The sequence below is a fragment of the Taklimakanibacter deserti genome, from assembly GCA_003574785.1.
In genome coordinates this window covers 255,306-270,692 of the sequence record QORU01000006.1, presented here as the reverse complement: position 1 = coordinate 270,692, position 15,387 = coordinate 255,306, and the positions used below count along the sequence as shown (strand labels likewise).

14 protein-coding genes are annotated in these 15,387 nt (G+C 62.7%); 3 read left to right on the top strand and 11 right to left on the bottom strand.

The features are described from left to right. Positions 1 to 6: 6 nt before the first annotated feature. Positions 7 to 966, bottom strand: coding sequence for an agmatinase (gene speB / locus DS839_RS14580; protein ID WP_162918532.1), 960 nt, complete (start codon positions 964 to 966; stop codon positions 7 to 9). Positions 967 to 1,075: 109 nt separating this feature from the next. On the opposite strand from speB, the gene DS839_RS14575 reads away from it, so the two are divergent. Both DS839_RS14575 and DS839_RS14570 read left to right on the top strand, forming a co-directional pair. After that, positions 1,076 to 2,119, top strand: a complete 1,044-nt coding sequence (locus DS839_RS14575; RefSeq protein ID WP_162918531.1) for a helix-turn-helix domain-containing protein — start codon at positions 1,076 to 1,078, stop codon at positions 2,117 to 2,119. A gap of 188 nt (positions 2,120 to 2,307) precedes the next feature. Continuing rightward, complete coding sequence (locus DS839_RS14570; RefSeq protein ID WP_162918530.1) at positions 2,308 to 2,850, top strand: hypothetical protein; 543 nt, start codon at positions 2,308 to 2,310, stop codon at positions 2,848 to 2,850. A 514-nt stretch (positions 2,851 to 3,364) separates the two neighbouring features. On the opposite strand, the gene DS839_RS14565 is transcribed toward DS839_RS14570, so the two are convergent. The 10 genes from DS839_RS14565 to DS839_RS14520 form a co-directional block, all read right to left on the bottom strand. Further along, positions 3,365 to 4,495 (bottom strand): ABC transporter ATP-binding protein, encoded by a 1,131-nt coding sequence (locus tag DS839_RS14565; protein ID WP_119271073.1) that lies wholly within the window; start codon positions 4,493 to 4,495, stop codon positions 3,365 to 3,367. A 2-nt stretch (positions 4,496 to 4,497) separates the two neighbouring features. Further along, positions 4,498 to 5,334, bottom strand: a complete 837-nt coding sequence (locus DS839_RS14560) for a carbohydrate ABC transporter permease (protein WP_119271072.1) — start codon at positions 5,332 to 5,334, stop codon at positions 4,498 to 4,500. Next, entirely contained in the window at positions 5,331 to 6,257 is a 927-nt protein-coding gene (locus DS839_RS14555; RefSeq protein ID WP_368911653.1) for a carbohydrate ABC transporter permease, read from the bottom strand. The genes DS839_RS14560 and DS839_RS14555 overlap by 4 nt, the downstream gene beginning before the upstream one ends. Positions 6,258 to 6,263: 6 nt before the next feature. Further along, positions 6,264 to 7,529 carry an ABC transporter substrate-binding protein gene (locus DS839_RS14550; RefSeq protein ID WP_119271071.1) on the bottom strand — a complete coding sequence of 422 codons (1,266 nt, stop codon included), beginning with the start codon at positions 7,527 to 7,529 and terminating at the stop codon, positions 6,264 to 6,266. A gap of 83 nt (positions 7,530 to 7,612) precedes the next feature. Beyond that, a complete protein-coding gene (locus DS839_RS14545; protein WP_119271070.1) occupies positions 7,613 to 9,229 on the bottom strand; it encodes a GMC family oxidoreductase in 1,617 nt (538 codons plus the stop codon). Between the two features lie 14 nt (positions 9,230 to 9,243). Further along, the gene (locus tag DS839_RS14540) at positions 9,244 to 9,990 is read right to left on the bottom strand and encodes an SDR family NAD(P)-dependent oxidoreductase (RefSeq protein WP_119271069.1); all 747 of its coding nucleotides are present in this window, start codon (positions 9,988 to 9,990) and stop codon (positions 9,244 to 9,246) included. A 13-nt stretch (positions 9,991 to 10,003) separates the two neighbouring features. Continuing rightward, positions 10,004 to 10,666, bottom strand: coding sequence for an RraA family protein (locus tag DS839_RS14535; protein ID WP_119271068.1), 663 nt, complete (start codon positions 10,664 to 10,666; stop codon positions 10,004 to 10,006). 23 nt (positions 10,667 to 10,689) lie between these two features. Beyond that, positions 10,690 to 11,466: an SDR family NAD(P)-dependent oxidoreductase gene (locus DS839_RS14530; RefSeq protein ID WP_119271067.1), complete on the bottom strand. Its 777-nt coding sequence runs from the start codon at positions 11,464 to 11,466 to the stop codon at positions 10,690 to 10,692. Position 11,467: 1 nt separating this feature from the next. Next, positions 11,468 to 13,189 (bottom strand): phytoene desaturase family protein, encoded by a 1,722-nt coding sequence (locus tag DS839_RS14525; RefSeq protein ID WP_119271066.1) that lies wholly within the window; start codon positions 13,187 to 13,189, stop codon positions 11,468 to 11,470. Continuing rightward, on the bottom strand, positions 13,179 to 14,261 hold the full coding sequence (locus DS839_RS14520) for an aldose epimerase family protein (RefSeq protein WP_368911651.1): 1,083 nt from the start codon (positions 14,259 to 14,261) through the stop codon (positions 13,179 to 13,181). The genes DS839_RS14525 and DS839_RS14520 overlap by 11 nt, the downstream gene beginning before the upstream one ends. A gap of 146 nt (positions 14,262 to 14,407) precedes the next feature. Between DS839_RS14520 and DS839_RS14515 the strand changes: the two genes are divergently transcribed. Then, positions 14,408 to 15,193: an IclR family transcriptional regulator gene (locus tag DS839_RS14515; RefSeq protein WP_162918529.1), complete on the top strand. Its 786-nt coding sequence runs from the start codon at positions 14,408 to 14,410 to the stop codon at positions 15,191 to 15,193. Positions 15,194 to 15,387 lie beyond the last annotated feature (194 nt).

The following is a 15,387-nucleotide window of genomic DNA, read 5'->3' as shown; positions in this document are numbered from 1 at the left end:
GGCGGGTTATTGCAGGATCGAAAGGGTTTCCAGGATGATGCGGCAGGCGGCGATCTGCGTCGTCTTCGTCACATCGAGCGAGGGCGCCACCTCGACCAGATCGACGGCGCCGATCTTGAGGCCGCGGAACTCATGCAAGGCCGCGAACAGCTCGCGCAGCAGCATGCCGCCGGGCGTGGGCACGCACGTGCCGGGCGCCACCGTGAAGTCGAGCACGTCGATGTCGATGGTGAGATAGACATCGCCCGAGCCGCCGCCGGCGACGGCAGCCGCCTTCTTGCCGATGGCGGTTGCGCCCTCGCGCATGACATCGTCGAGCGAGAGGATGGTCATGCCCTGCTTCTTCGCATAGTCCATCTCGGAGCGCGGATTGAGCCAGCCGCCGATGCCGATCAGCACCGTGTGCTTGGGATCGAAGCCGGCATCGATGGCGCGGGTGATCGGGCAGCAATGGCTGTCCTTCAGCCCGCCGACATTGTCGGCGGTGTCGAAATGCGTGTCGAACAGGATGAGGCCCGGGCGTTTGCGGTGCTTGGCGAATGCCCGGACGCCGCCGATCGTCACCGAATGATCACCGCCCAGAATGAAGGGCCTGGCGCCGCCTTGCAGGATCTCGCCGGCCATGGCTTGCGCCTTGTCCATGGTCGCCGTGACGTCGCCCGGAACCACCGGCACGTCGCCGCAATCGGCCATGGCGAGCCTCTGCGCCAGGTCGATGTCGGAGGTCGCGTTATAGGTCAGGAACAGGCTCGAATGCTCGCGGATGCCGCGCGGCCCGTAGTTGGCGCCGGTGCGGCTGATGGAGGTGGAGTCGAAGGGGAAGCCCAGGAAGGCGACATCGAGCTTCGCTTGGGCGATCGCCTTGCGGTCGGCGGGAACATAGGGAAGCCGGAAGAGGGTGCCGGCAATGCCGGCATGGATAAGCCCGCTCCACATGGTTTCGTCGATGATCTTGGCGCTGTTCACTTCAGGACTCCCTGTGTTGTATATGCTTGGCCTGCAAAGGACGAAGGAGCATGGGAAGAAAGCCAGAGGCATGCAATCGTGACAGCTGTCATGATGGGAACGGCTCCCGTTGACGCTGCCGCCCGCCACGGAAGAGGCGCTCCTTGCCAAGGCCGTCGCCGCCATCGGCCAGCCGAATTTCTACGAGGCGGTCGGGCAATGGCTCGCCCAACGGATCAAGAGCCAGCAATTCATCGTGGTGCGCTATCCGCTGCAGGGCGCGCCGGAGATGATCGTCAACAGCGTGCTCCCGAAGGACGTGCTCGACCTCTATCTCGGCGGCGCCTACCGTTTCGATCCGCTGATGAGACTGTGGCGCGAGCGCCAGGCGCCCTGCTGCGCCATCGTCAAGGAGCTCTCCACCGATCCCGAGACGGTCGAGTATTATCTCGAAGCCATATTCCGGCGCGCCATCATCCGCGACGAGCTGGCGCTGCTCGCCCCGGCGCCGGCGCCGGTCTGCGTCGCCTTCTGCCTCGAGCGGCGCAGCGGCGAATATACGAAGGACGACCTGGCGGCGGCCGAGAAGCTTCTGCCCGTGGTCAGCGAGCTGGTGCGCCAGCATATCGAGTTCTGCATCCTGCGCAGCGGCCCGAGTGCCGTGCCCTCGATCTTCGGCGATTGCCGGATGCCGCTCGCGGTGATCGACCGGACGGGGCGAACCGTCCATGCCAATGAGGCCTGGCTCGGCCAGGATATCAGCCGGCTGATGCCGGACACCTTCGTCGCCGACATCTTGGGCATGTCCGAGGGCCAGCGCATGCTCGACCGCGACTGGCGGCTCGACTGGCATGGGCTCGCCGATGATTTTCCGCTGGCGCCGCGGGGCTCCCTGGTGATGGCGCAGAAAGCCTCGACGGCCGAGACGGACGAGGGCTATGCCGCGGCCTTCGACCGCTTCAGTAAACGGCATGCCCTGACCAGGCGCGAGATCGACGTGGCGCGGCTGGCGCTCCTCGGCCTGTCGAGCGAGCAGATCGCCCGCAGGCTCGACCTCACCCCGGGCTCGGTGCGCAACCACCGCTCGAATGTCTACAGCAAGCTCGATGTCACGAGCGAGCGGGAATTCTTCCGCGCGTTCCTGGCGGAAGTAATGACCAGGACTTCCGCTTGAGGCGTCAGAGATGGACCAAACAACACGCGTTCTATGGTCGAAACACCTCTCACTCCTTGGCGGTGGAGTAAGTTACTTTGGAGCTTCTGACGCTGCCCAGCACAAGCCTTGTCGTCGCGTCAGAGATGTGCATGATGGATGGGAAACGAAACACAAAGCCTACTGTTGGACTCGAATAAAGCAGGCTCATGAGCGACGGTCAGAAACAGAACGCCGGTTCTCGATGGCATCGTTGGGAACCGCACATACATGCGCCAGGCACCATCTTGAACGATCAGTTCAAAGGAGACGATCCTTGGGAAGAATATTTGAATACACTCGAGGAAGCGTCGCCCCCCATACGCGCGATCGGTGTAACTGATTACTACCGTGCCGATTCATATCTACGGATGATTAAGGCGAAAGAGCAAGGTCGGTTGGAGAAATGTGACCTGATCTTTCCAAATATCGAAGTACGCCTCGCGATTGGTACCGTTAGAGTTCGTTGGGCTAATCTGCACCTGTTGGTTAGCCCAGAAGATCCCAAACACCTGGATGAGATTTCTCGCATTCTAGCTCAGCTAACCTTTAAGGCATACGATGATACTTTTAGTTGCCGTGAAGATGATTTGATAAGGTTAGGCAAGGCTGTTGCGAAGGGAGTGTCGGATGGTGGAGCTCTTGTACGAGGGGCGGAACAATTCAAGGTGTCCTTCGAGCAACTTAAACAAGTCTATAATGACAGTGCTTGAAGCATTGCGTGTTGCCAGACAAGCATTTGCAGCAAGCGGATTAAGCGAGAATGAGTGGAATGCCTTCCTGCTCAAGTATACAGGCCAAGTAGACGCCACAATTGATCAAAAGCTCAAGGTAGTGCGCGAAAATTCCGCTTCTTGGCGAGATGATGAAATTGCCGACCGAAGCAGCGACGACGAACCGATACTAGATGCAGATACGGATCTCTCTGACACCTCATTGGCTCTGTTACAAGCGGAGATAAACCGACTAAAGCGATTGATCAATCTTGATACTGATACGTCCAATCGTTATTCGGCTATTTCGCGCCGAATTGCGGACGAAACCGCGGCGCATCAAGAGTTATCTGCTCAGCTTAGCGATTGCGAAAGCGCGGAAGCTCGAATGAAACAACTAAACACAGATCGTGAAAGCGCTTACCGACGTGTATTTGATGCGATAGTGGCCGAAGAAAATGTCCTTTGTGAACTATATCTTCCGTTGATGAGGCGCTTGGAGGAAGCAAAGGGTTCACTTCGAAAGCTCACATTTTCGGTAACAAGGCGCGCTGACCTGGGGATTTGGGCGACAGAAGGAGAGTCTCTCTTCGATCTCCGCCGCGAAGGCCCGTTCACGGGCCGCGCTCACGCGAATGGTGTCGAACTCGCGGATGTCGGCGAGATCGCGGCGGTTGAACACCGCGGTCAGGCGATGATTGCCGACGAGCAGCGTCATGATCGCACGTGCCCCCAGAAGCTCGATGAGCTGGACCTTGGCCTCGAAGGGCGGCGTCGCATTGGGGTGGTCAGCCGCGGCCTTCACGGGGTGGATGTCCTCGGGGCGAACGCCGATCATGATGTCGCCCTGGAGCGCGCCGCCGGGCAGGGGAAAGCGCACGCCCTCGACATCGAGGCCTTGCCCGTTCAGCTTGCCGCGCAGCATGTTGATGGTCGGGCTGCCGATGGTGCGGGCGACATAGGCATTGACCGGATCGGAATAGAGCGCTTCCGGCGCCGCATTCTGCTCGACGATGCCGTGATTGACGACCAGGATGCGGTCGCCCATCGCCATCGCCTCTTCCTGGTCATGGGTCACCCAGACCGAAGTGACACCGAGGGATTGCTGCAATTCGAGGACCTCGCGGCGCATATCGAGGCGAAGCTGGGCATCGAGATTGGACAGAGGCTCGTCGAACAGGAAGACCTTGGGCTTCCTGACCAGGGCGCGAGCGATCGCGACGCGCTGCTGCTGCCCGCCGCTCAAAGCCGAGGGCTTGCGGTCGAGCAAGGCCTTGAGGCCGGTGCGCTCGGCCACGCCCTCGACGCGCTTGGCGATTTCGTTCTTGGCCATGCCGCGCGCCTTGAGCGGAAAGCCGATATTGTTGCGCACGGTCAGATGCGCATAGAGCGCGTAGTTCTGGAACACGAAAGCAATGTCGCGGTGCTTCGGCGCCAGGTCGGTGACATCGCGATCGCCGATGAAGATGCGTCCGGAATTCACCCGCTCGAGGCCGCCAATGGCACGCAGCATGGTGGTCTTGCCCGATCCCGAGGGCCCGACGATGACGACGAACTCACCATCGGGGATGGCGAAGCTCACATTGCGGATCGCCTGATAGGCGCCATAGTGCTTGACCACATTCTCGAATCTGATCGATGCCATGACTAGCCCTTGACCCCGCTGCCGCCGAGGCCGCGGACGAGCCGTTTCTGAATGACGAAGGAAAGCACCATCACCGGGGCCACCGTGAGCAACAGTGCCGCGCTCATCGGCCCGAGCTTCACGCCCTGGAAGGTGTTGAAGCCCGAGATGGCGACGGGGAGCGTCTGCGACGAGCCGGGCGCCAGCACCAACGCATAGAACAATTCGTTCCACGACATCATGAAGGCGAGGAGGGCGGAGGCGCCGAGACCCGGCAGCACATTGGGGACGACGACGCGCCAGAAGGCGGCGAAAGGCCCATAGCCGTCGATCGCCGCCTGCTCCTCCACCTCGCGCGGCACGCTGGCGAAGAAGCCGGTCATGAACCAGGTGATCATCGGCACGACAATGGTGAGATGCGCCGCGATGACGGCGATGAGGCTGTCCGAGAGATTGAACTGCAGCGCCAGCGCCAAGAGCGGGAAAGCGAGAACGGTCGGCGGGATGATGGTGGGGAAGAGGATGGCGAAGCGCAAGGGAATGCCGCCGGTGCGGAAGCGGGCGATGGAATAGCCGGCGAGCGCCCCTACGAAGACGCCGATGATGGTGACGGCGAAGCCGACGATGATGCTGCGCAGCGCCGCACCGGGTATCCCGCCCTCGGCGATATCGCGCATATTGTCGAGCGTCGGGTCGATGGCGAAGCTTCCCGGATTGGTGAGATCGGCCGGGGTGCGGAAGGCGGCGAAGGCGATCCACAGCAGCGGCACCAGGACCGCGGTGACCGCCATGGCGATCAGCAGCAGCCGGCCCGCTTCGGCGGCGGGCGTCAGCCTTGTGCCGGGGGCCGCGTCGTTCATCCTTCCGCCTTTCTCACCTGGCGCAGCATCCAGATGATGGGCAGCGCCAGCACCGCCAGGAAGACGAAGGCCATGGCCGAGGCTTCCGCCAGCCGGAAGAAGCGCACGCCGGTCTGGTACATGATGAATTGCAGGCTTTCCGTCGACCCGCCGGGGCCGCCATTGGTGATCACGAAGACATATTCGAAGAGCTTCGATGCCTCGAGGACGCGGATGACGGTGGCGATGCCGATGACCGGCATGAGCATTGGCAAGGTCAGGGTCCTGAAGGTCAGCCAGGCCGAGGCGCCATCGACGCGTGCCGCCTCGAAGGGCGCTTTCGGCAAGCTCTCCAGGGCCGAGAGGAAGAGCAGCACCATGAACGGCGTCCACTGCCAGACATCGATCAGGACCATCGACGCAAGCGCATAGTTGGGCGAGAAGAAGTCGATATGGATGCCGAGCTTCGCGATGGCGTTGGGAATGAGACCCAATTGCTGGTTGAGCAGGAAGCGGAAGACGAGGCCGACCGCGACGGGTGCTATGAACATCGGCGTGAACAGCAAGGCGCGCGTCACATTGCGGGCGATGCGCTGGCGCTGCAGGGCCAGCGCCAGAGCAAGGCCGAGGACGAGCTCGATCACGACGGCGGCGACGACGAAGGTCAGTGTGATCTTGAGCGAGTCGGTGAAATCGCCGTCGGTGAGGACGCGGTTATATTGCTCGAAGCCGAAAAAGCTGAGATTGCGGCTGGTGAGCTTGTAATTGGTGAGCGAGAGATAGAAGGAAAAGCCGAGCGGATAGAGAACGAAGATGCCGAGCAGCAGCACCAGCGGCAGCGCCATCCACCAGCGGAAGGGCAGCTTGCCGGCCAGCCTTTCGAGACGGCCGATCCGTGGCGGATCGGCCGTCGGGACATCTGGCGATAGCGTGCCGGTCGTCATGTCGCTCTAGCGTGTTGCCTTTTCCGCCGCGGATTGGGCGGCGGCCAGCGCCTCGTCCACCGACTTGATGCTGGCGACCGCGGCATTGATCTCGACGCCCACCGCTTCGATCGCTTCGGCGCAGCCGGTGCCGAGGCAGAGCGGCACGGCCGCGGCCGCGACCTTGCTATAGGTCTTATAATAGTCTTCGGAAACGCCCTTGGCCCAGACATCGGGATCCATCATGGCGCTGTCGCGGGTCGGCGCACCGCCCGAAATGACCCGGACCTTCTCTTGCGCCGGCGCCGTGATCCAGGAGATCCAGGCCCAGGCTGCTTCCTTGTTCTCGCCGTTCTTCGGGATGCTCCAGGACCAGGTGCCGCCGGTGCCGCGCCCGCCTGGGAAGGGTGCGAGAGCGAACTTGCCCGGCACTTGCGAGTCCTTGCCATTGACGATCGGAACGACCCAGCCATAGGTCGTGAGCGCGGAAGCCTGGTCGCTCTTGGCGGCGCGGATCGTCTCGTCGAAACCCCAATTGAGGCTCGCCGCGGGCGCCGCTTCCCTGCTGACTTTCATATAGGCTTCGAGCGCCTTGCGGGCTTCGGGCGTGTCGATCGTCCAGGTGCCGTCCTCTTTGCGCAGCTGGCCGCCCGACGAAAGCAGGAAGGCGTTCCACTCTTCCATGATCACGAAGCCCTGCTTCTGCTGGAGCGCGATGCCCGCCCGCTTGTCGGTCTTCTTGGCGATGGCCGAGGCGACGAGCTCATCGAGGGTCTCCGGCGCCTTGTCCCACAGATCCGTGCGATAAACGAAGCCGGTCGGATAGCTGTAGAACGGCACACCCAGAACTTTCTCGCCCACCTGGCCGATCTTGCGGAAGGACGCGGCGAAGTCGTCATATTTATAGTCGTCGCCCAGGCAAGCGATCGCCGGGCGCAGATCCTCGAGGAATCCGGCCTCGTCATATTCGGAGACCCAGGAGGTGTCGACCTGCATCAGATTCTGCGTGCCGGTGCCGCGCTGCAACGAGGCAATCTGCATGTCGCGGATCACGTCATAGGCAGCGCCTTCGATCTCGATCTTCACATTGGGATAGAGCTTGTTGAAGTCGGGGATCATGGCCTTCACGAAATCGGTGTCGGTCACGTCCTCCATCACGACCTTGACGGTGCCGGACACGTCCTTTGGTGCTGGGCTTGCGAAAGTGCTGCCGGCGCAGTCGGCGGCCGCTGTCCCCGCCCAGAAGAGCAAGGTCGCCAGAGCGGCAGATGTGAAAAGTGCGGTCTTATTCATTGTCTTCCCTCCGTCATGCTGTTATATATTGTACAATATTTATTGTTATAAATTATACATGAATGAACTGCGGCGACAAGGGCCTAGGCCCGCTTTTTGTCGGCCAGGATCATTTCGGCGGCCTTTTCACCAATCATCATGCAGGGTGCGTTGAGATTGCCGGAGGTCAAAGCCGGCATGATCGAGGCATCGGCAATGCGCAGGGCTCCAACGCCTCTCACCTTGAGCCTCGGATCGACGATGGCGCTCGCTTCCGGTCCCATGCGGCAGGTGCCGGAAGGGTGATAGATCGTCCCGGCATTGCAGATGAGATAGGAGGCGATCGTGTCGTCGGAGACGTCATGCCAGGCGGGCGCGATCGGCCGCTTGACGATTTCCTTCAATGGCATCGCGGTGGTGATCCGGCGGACGGCGCGAATGCCGCGCGCCAGGCGATGGAGATCGTCGGGATCGCCGAACAGGCGATGATCGATCGATGGCGGCGACAAGGGATCGGCATTCTTGAGCGTGATACGGCCGCGGCTCTTCGGCCGGCAGACGCTGGCGACGATGGTGAAGGAATTCTCCTTCAGCAGCAGTTCGCCTTCGCCCGCCACCAGATAGCCGGCGGGCGTCACATGCACCTGGATGTCGGGGATGTCCTCGCTCGGCGAGGATTTTAGGAAGCCGACCAGATGCGCATCGGGAGTCGTGGCGACGCCGCGGCCGCGCAGCAGCCAGTTGGCGCCGTGCAGCACCTGCTTCCACATCGCCATCTCGCTGTTGAAAGTCGGGATGGAAACTTCATAGGTCATCCCGAGGCCCGGATGGTCCTGCAGGTTGCGGCCGACCTCGGGACTTTCGCATTTGACCTCGATGCCGTGCTTGCGCAATTCGGCCGGATCGCCGATGCCCGACAGCATCAAAAGCTGCGGCGAAGCGACGGCGCCGCTCGCGAGGATGATCTCGCCGCCTGCGCGCAATCTGCGGATCTCGCCGTCAATCTCCGCCTCGACGCCGATCGCGCGGCCATCCTCGATCAGAAGGCGCATGGCGCGCGCTTGCGGCATGATCGCGAGGTTCGCTCGCCGCCGCACCGGATCGATGAAGGCGCGCGCCGCGCTGCAGCGCCAGCCCTTCCACTGCGTCGCCTGGACATAGCCGAAGCCCGCAATCTCAGGCCCGTTGAGGTCCGGATTGTAGGAATGGCCGCAGGCCTTCGCCGCTTCGATGAAGAGCTGGGCCAGAGGATGCGGCTCCTGCACATCCGAGACCTTGAGCGGGCCGCCCGCGCCGTGATGGCTCGACGCCCCGCGCTCATTGTCCTCCTGGCGCTTGAACAGCGGCAGCACGTCGTCAAAACCCCAGCCGGGATTGCCGAGATCGCGCCAATGGTCGAAATCCTGCGGAAAGCCGCGGACATAGAGCATGCCGTTGATGGCGCTCGTGCCGCCCATCACCTTGCCGCGCGGCCAGATGCTGATGCGCCCGGCGATCGTCGGGTCGGGCTCGGTGCGGTACATCCAGTCGAAACGCGGATTGCCGATGCCTTTGACATAGGTCGCGGCCGGCATCTGGATGAAGACCGATTTGTCCGAGCCGCCGGCCTCGAGCAAAAGCACCTTGTTCGAGGGATTTTGCGACAACCGGTTCGCCACCACGCAGCCGGCCGATCCGGCGCCGATGACGATATAGTCCCACAAGGTGCTCTCGACCGGCATGGGGCTTTCTCCGGTCAGATGATCGTGGTGCCGCCGTCGAGACGGAGCGCGCTGCCGGTCGCATAGGGCGCATCGGCGATGAGGAACAGGACCGCTTTCGCCACTTCCTCAGGCTTGGCGAAGCGCTTCAGCGGCACCCGGCCGATGGCGCCGTCGATCACTTCCTGCGTGCCGCCGAACCATTTGATCTCGGCTTCCAGCATCGGCGTGTCGATCGGGCCCGGGCTCACCGCATTGACGCGGACCTTGGGCGCCATCTCGGCGGCGAGCGCCATGGTGAGGCCGACGACGCCCGCTTTGGCGGCGCAATAATGCACATAATAGCCCATGCCGATATGGGCGAGCTCGGAGGCGAAATTCACGATTGAACCCCCCTTGCCTTCGTTCATATGCAAGGCGGCGGCGCGCGCGACGATGAAATTGCCGGTGAGATTGACATCGAGATGCTGGCGGAAGTGCTCGACGGTCAAGTCCTTGACCAGACAGGGCTCGCACAGGCCCGCGGCATAGACGACGGCATCGAGGCCGCCCAGGCTTGCGATCGCCTCGGGCACGATCGTGGCGCAGGATTCCGTATCGCCGACATCGGCCGTGATGACATGCGTCTTTCCTTGGAGCTCGGCCGCGGCCTTGGCAAGCTTCTCCTTCGATCGGGCGATGAGCGCCAGTTCCGCGCCCTCGGCCGCGAAGAGGCGCGCCGTGGCGAGGCCCGCGCCCGATGAAGCCCCGACGATCAGCGCCTTCTTGCCGGCGAGCTTCATGGCACCCTCCCTCTCACAAAATGCCGTGGCGGTCGAAGACCTCGACGAGGGTGGCGCCGTTGCGCAGTTCCTCGCGCACCGTCGTCTCGGCGCGGACCTTGGCGAGCGCTTTCGTCATCACGGTCTCGATCAGGCTCTCGGGAACGAAGACGATGCCGTCGAGATCGGCGATCACCAGGTCGCCCGAGCTCACCTCGACCTCGCCGATGACGCCCGGCACGTCGGCCCACATCATCTTGCCGCGATATTTCGTGTCGACCGGGTTGCGGCCGCCGGCGAAGACCGGGAAGCCCATCTCGCGGATCATGTCGACGTCGCGCACGCAGCCGTCGGTGATACAGCCGGCCGAACCCAGATACTGCGCGCGCGTCGACAGCAACTCGCCCCAGGGCGCGATGCGGCGATTGCCGTGGCAGACGAAGACCGGCACCTCGCCTTGCTTCAGGCCGTCGACGAGGCGGATCTCATGCTCATAGACATTCACCGTGGCGTCGTCGTGGAAGATCGGCATGTAGATGCCGACGCGCGCAAAGCCCACGATGCGCATGCCGTCCTGCAGCGGCTGCAGGACCGACTGGACCACTTGTCGGCGATATCCCAGCGAATCGAGCGTGTCCGAGACGACGGCGGAATAGAGTTCCGCCCGGCAGGTTTCGAGAATGGCGGCACGGTCCATTTGTGTTCCTTCCTGAGTTGGGTTCAATAGCATTTGGCGGTGACTCCTCCGTCGATGACGATCTCGGCGCCGTTGATGAAGGACGACCGGTCCGAGACGAGAAAGCACACGGCGTCGGCGACATCGGCGGGCGTGGCAATGCGCTTTGCCGGATAATGCGCGACGGTCCGCGCCTTGGCCTCGGCCGGATCGGGAGAGGCTTGCCAATAGCGCTCGACCATCGGTGTCTGGATGTCGCCCGGGCAAATGCAGTTGCAGCGGATGCGGGCCTCCGCATAGGCCTCGGTCACCGCGATGGCGCGGGTGAGGCCCAGCACGCCATGCTTGCTGGCAACATAGGCGGGCAGGATCTGATCGGCGCTGAAGGAGAGGACCGAGCCGCTGTTGACGATCGATCCGCCGCCCGAGCGCATCATGCGCGGGATGACGGCGCGGCTTCCCAAGAACATCGAGCGCAGATTGACCGCCATCAGCCGGTCCCATTCGGCGGGGCTCGTCTCATGCAGCAATTTCTCGATCTGGATCGCGGCATTCTGGTGAATGAAGTCGATCCGGCCGAATTGGGCTTCGGCCGCCCCGACCATGCGCTCGCTGTCGGCCTCGTCCGAGATGTCGGCCGTGATGGCGACCGCCTGGAAGCCTTTTTCGCGCAAGCCCGCGGCGATCGCATCGAGCGCGTCCGTCTTGACGTCGACGAGCGCGACGCGCGCACCCTCGGCGCAGAGCCTCTCGGCCGTGGCCCGGCCGAGGCCGCCTGCGGCGCCGGTGACGATGCCGGATTTTCCCTCGAGCATCGCCATGTCACTCTTTGTCCCGTGACTTCATCGCGAGGCGCGAAAAGGCGCGGAAGGCGCGGCTCCGCGCAAAGAGATAGCCGAGACGCGACCCGGCATCGGTCTCGAGCGCCCTGTCGATGACCGAGGGTCCCTTGACGGCGATGTCAGGCTTGCGCGCCGTCCTCGCCTTGCCGTCGAGATCGGCGAGCACCGTTTGCGCGGCATTGTGGCCGGGTGCCCCGATGACGCCGCCGCCCGGATGCGTGCCGGCGCTGCACAGATAGAGCCCCGCGACAGGCGTGCGGTAATCCGACAGCTCGGGCAGGGGACGGTTGTTGAACATGTGCTCGATCGTCATCGCCACGTGGAAGATGTTGCCGCCGGTGATGCCATAGGTGCGCTCGAGATCGAGGGGCGTGATGGTGTGGCAGCCGAGAATATGACCGCGCAGATTGGGCGCGAACTTATAGAGCGACTCGAGTACGCGGTTCTCGAATTCGGGCTTGCGGCTGTCCCAGTCGCCATCGCTCAGCTCGAAGGGCAGGTTCTGCACGCCCAGCATCATGCAGTGCTTGCCGGGCGGTGCCAGGCTGTCGTCGGTCACCGACTGGATGATCGCCTCGATCGGGAAATGCTCGGGGAAGGTCCCGCGCAGCATCGCCATATAGGCGTCCTCGAAACGCTCCTCGGATCCGCCCAATATGGCGTGACCGCGATGCTGCGGGCCGGGTTTCGCATCCTTGAAGCCGAGATATTGCGGCAGCTCATCGATGAGGAGATGCAAGCGCGCCATCGAGCCCCTGGTGTCGATGCGCGCCACCTTGCCGCGGAATTCTTGGGTCAAGGCCCTTGCCGGAACGAGCTGGCCGAGCGTCCGCTTGGGATCGGCATTCGACATGACGGCCTTGGCATGGAAGGTGCGTCCGTCGGCAAGCCTCACCCCTTTCGCCTTGCCGTCGCTGATCAGGATTTCGGCGACGGGCGCTCCGGTGAGGAGGGTCACGCCATGGGCCGTCGCCCCTTTCTCCAGCGCCGTGGTGATCGAGCCCATGCCGCCTTTCGGAAAAGCCCAGCGGCCGAACGTGCCCTCGAATTCGCCGGACGCGTGATAGCCGAAGAGATAGCCGGTGCCCGGCGTCGACGGCCCGCCCCAGATCGAGACGATGCCGAAGAACGTATAGAAGCCGCGGATCTGGTCGGAGGTGAAATAGCGCGAGAGCAGATCGCGGGTCGAGCCGAACAGGAATTCGTTGAGGAGGTCCTCTTCCCCCGTCTCCTCGAAGAGTTTCATCATCTCCGAGCGCGTCGGCGGGTTGGCGAGCGTCCAGTGACTGGTGAGGTCGCCGAAGCGCCGGAGCCTGGAGCCGAAGCGCAGCAGCCCCTTGGCATCCGCGGGCGCGATCTTCTCCAGCTGCTTCAGCGTCTTGTCGATGTCCTGCCAGACGAAGATATGCGAGGCGTCGTCGAACAGCGCAAAGCCTTGCGGGTCGGGCGCATACATTTCGAGGCCGAAGCGGCTGACAAGCTCGAGCTCGTCGATGATGCGCGGCTTCAGCACCGCCTGGATGAAGGCGCAGGAAGAGAAGCGCGCGCCGGGGAAGAACTCTTCCGTCACGCAGGCGCCGCCCAGAATCTCGCGGCGCTCGACCACCAGCACCTTCTTGCCGGCGCGTCCCAGATAATTGGCGGCGACGAGGCCGTTATGGCCACCGCCGACGATGATGACGTCATAAAGGTCAGCCGCCATGGCCATTCCTCCCCGGCGTGAAGAAACGGAATTCCATGACGTGATGATAGTCTTCGCCCGGATCGAGTCGCGATTGCGGTACGTGGCTCAGATTGGGTCCGTCGGGAAATTTCTGCGTCTCGAGCGTGAAGCCGGAGAATTTCCGATAGGGATGTCCGCCTTTGCCGATGACGGAGGAATCGAGATAGCCGCCGGTATAGAAATGGACGCCGGGCTCGGTGGTCCACAGCTCGAAACCGCGGCCCGATGCGGGATCGCGCGCCCAAAGCACCGGCCGCAACCGCCCGGCTTCACCCTTGAGGCACCAATTGTGATCATAGCCGCCGCTGCCCGTGACCCTGCCGGCGCCGGCATTGGCGACTTGATCGATCGCCTGGCCGATCCGTCGTGCTTTTCGGAAGTCGAAAGGCGTTTCGGCCACCTTCATGACCTCGCCGGTGATGATCAGCTCGTCATCGACCGGCGTGTAGAAATCGGCATGGATCTCGAGCTCCTGGTCGAGGACGGTGCCGGAAGCATGGCCTGCCAGATTGAAGTAGCTGTGATGCACCATGTTGCACAAAGTCGGGCGGTCGGTCGAAGCGCTGAGATCAATGCGCAAGGTGCCGTCATCGGTCAGGGTATATTGGGATGTCGCCGTGAGCTTGCCGGGAAAGCCTTCATCGCCGTCGGGCGAGGTCAGCGCGAATTTCACGCTGTTGCCTTTGGGATCGAACGCGGCCGCCCATTTGCGCTTGTCGAAGCCGTTCACGCCGCCATGAAGCGAATTCTCACCCTCGTTGCAGCTCGCCTGATAGGCTTTGCCGTCGAGCGTGAATTTCCCGCGGCGAATGCGGTTGCCGAAGCGGCCAACGGTCGCGCCGAAATAGGTCGGCGCATCGCGATAAGCCTTCAGGCTGTCGAAGCCCAGGATCACATCGGCGATCTCGCCTGTAGGCGAGGGGATGTTCATCTGGAGAGCGGTGGCGCCGTAGTCGCTCAGAACCAGGGACGCCCCATGAGCGTTGCGGATCGTGAAGGTCGAGAATTCCTGGCCGTCCAGCGCGCCCCAGTCCTGCCTTTCCGTCGTCACCTGCCACCTCATAGTTATATAATGTATAATTCTTTTGCATTAGTATTGTATAATAGGTAACATCTGGCAAGGGTTTTTCGCAATCAAGCCGCAGGCTATGTTCCACAATGTTGAACGTCACCGCGCGACCAGGGGGAGCAGAAGTCATGTCGAGCAGCGATCTTGCCGAGGCCAAGAAGCCGCGCATCCAGTCGCTGGCGCGCGCCGATGCCATTCTCTCAGCGGTGATGGCGCAGGAAGGGCCGGCGAGCCTCAGCGCGCTCAGCGAAGCTTTGCGGCTCAACAAGACCACCGTCTTCAATCTGGCGGAGAGCCTCGTGGTGCTGGGCTTCCTGCAGCGCTCGACCCAGGGCAAGGGCTATCAGCTCGGCCTGCGCTGTCTCGAGCTTGGCCGGCATGTCGCGAAGAAGCTGCCGATCCTGGAGATCAGCCGTCCATCCTTGCGCGAGCTCTGCCAGGCGACGCGGGAGACAGTCAATCTCGCGGTGCCCTATCTGCATGAAGGCATCATCCTCGAAGCCTTGCAGAGCCAGCAGGCGGTGCGCGCCGTCGCCTATGCCGGGGCGCGCACCAATTATCATTCGAGCGCCTGCGGCAAGGCGATGTTCGCCTATTTCCCCGAAGAGCAGCGCCAGTGGCTGTACAAGACGGCGGGCCTCGAGAAGATGACCGACCATACGATCGTGAGCGTGCCCAAGCTCGAGGCCGAGCTTGAGACCGTGCGCCAGAAGGGCTTCGCCACCGACCGGCAGGAGAACGAGATCGGCGCCTTCTGCGTGGCCATGCCGATCTTCGGCCCGTTCAACGAGATCGCCGGCGCCATCAGCGTCTCGGGCGTGATCCAGCGCATGACGCCCGACTTCGTCGAAGAGGTCATCGTGCTGCTGCGCGAGCACACGGAGAAGATTTCGCAGAAGCTCGGAAGGGCGTGAGAGTTGTGCAAGTCGAAAGCAGTAAGGTTAATATTGCGAGATTCCAGCGCCTTTCTGTTTCGAAGCGCTATCGTTGCTGTCGCACGCAACACGTAGTGTGTGAAAAGTCATTGCATCCGGCAACCATCACCTTGTCAGAGCCACGGGGGCGGCGTAAGCTTTGACGTAGCGGCGACTGCTTCGCATTTCACAAT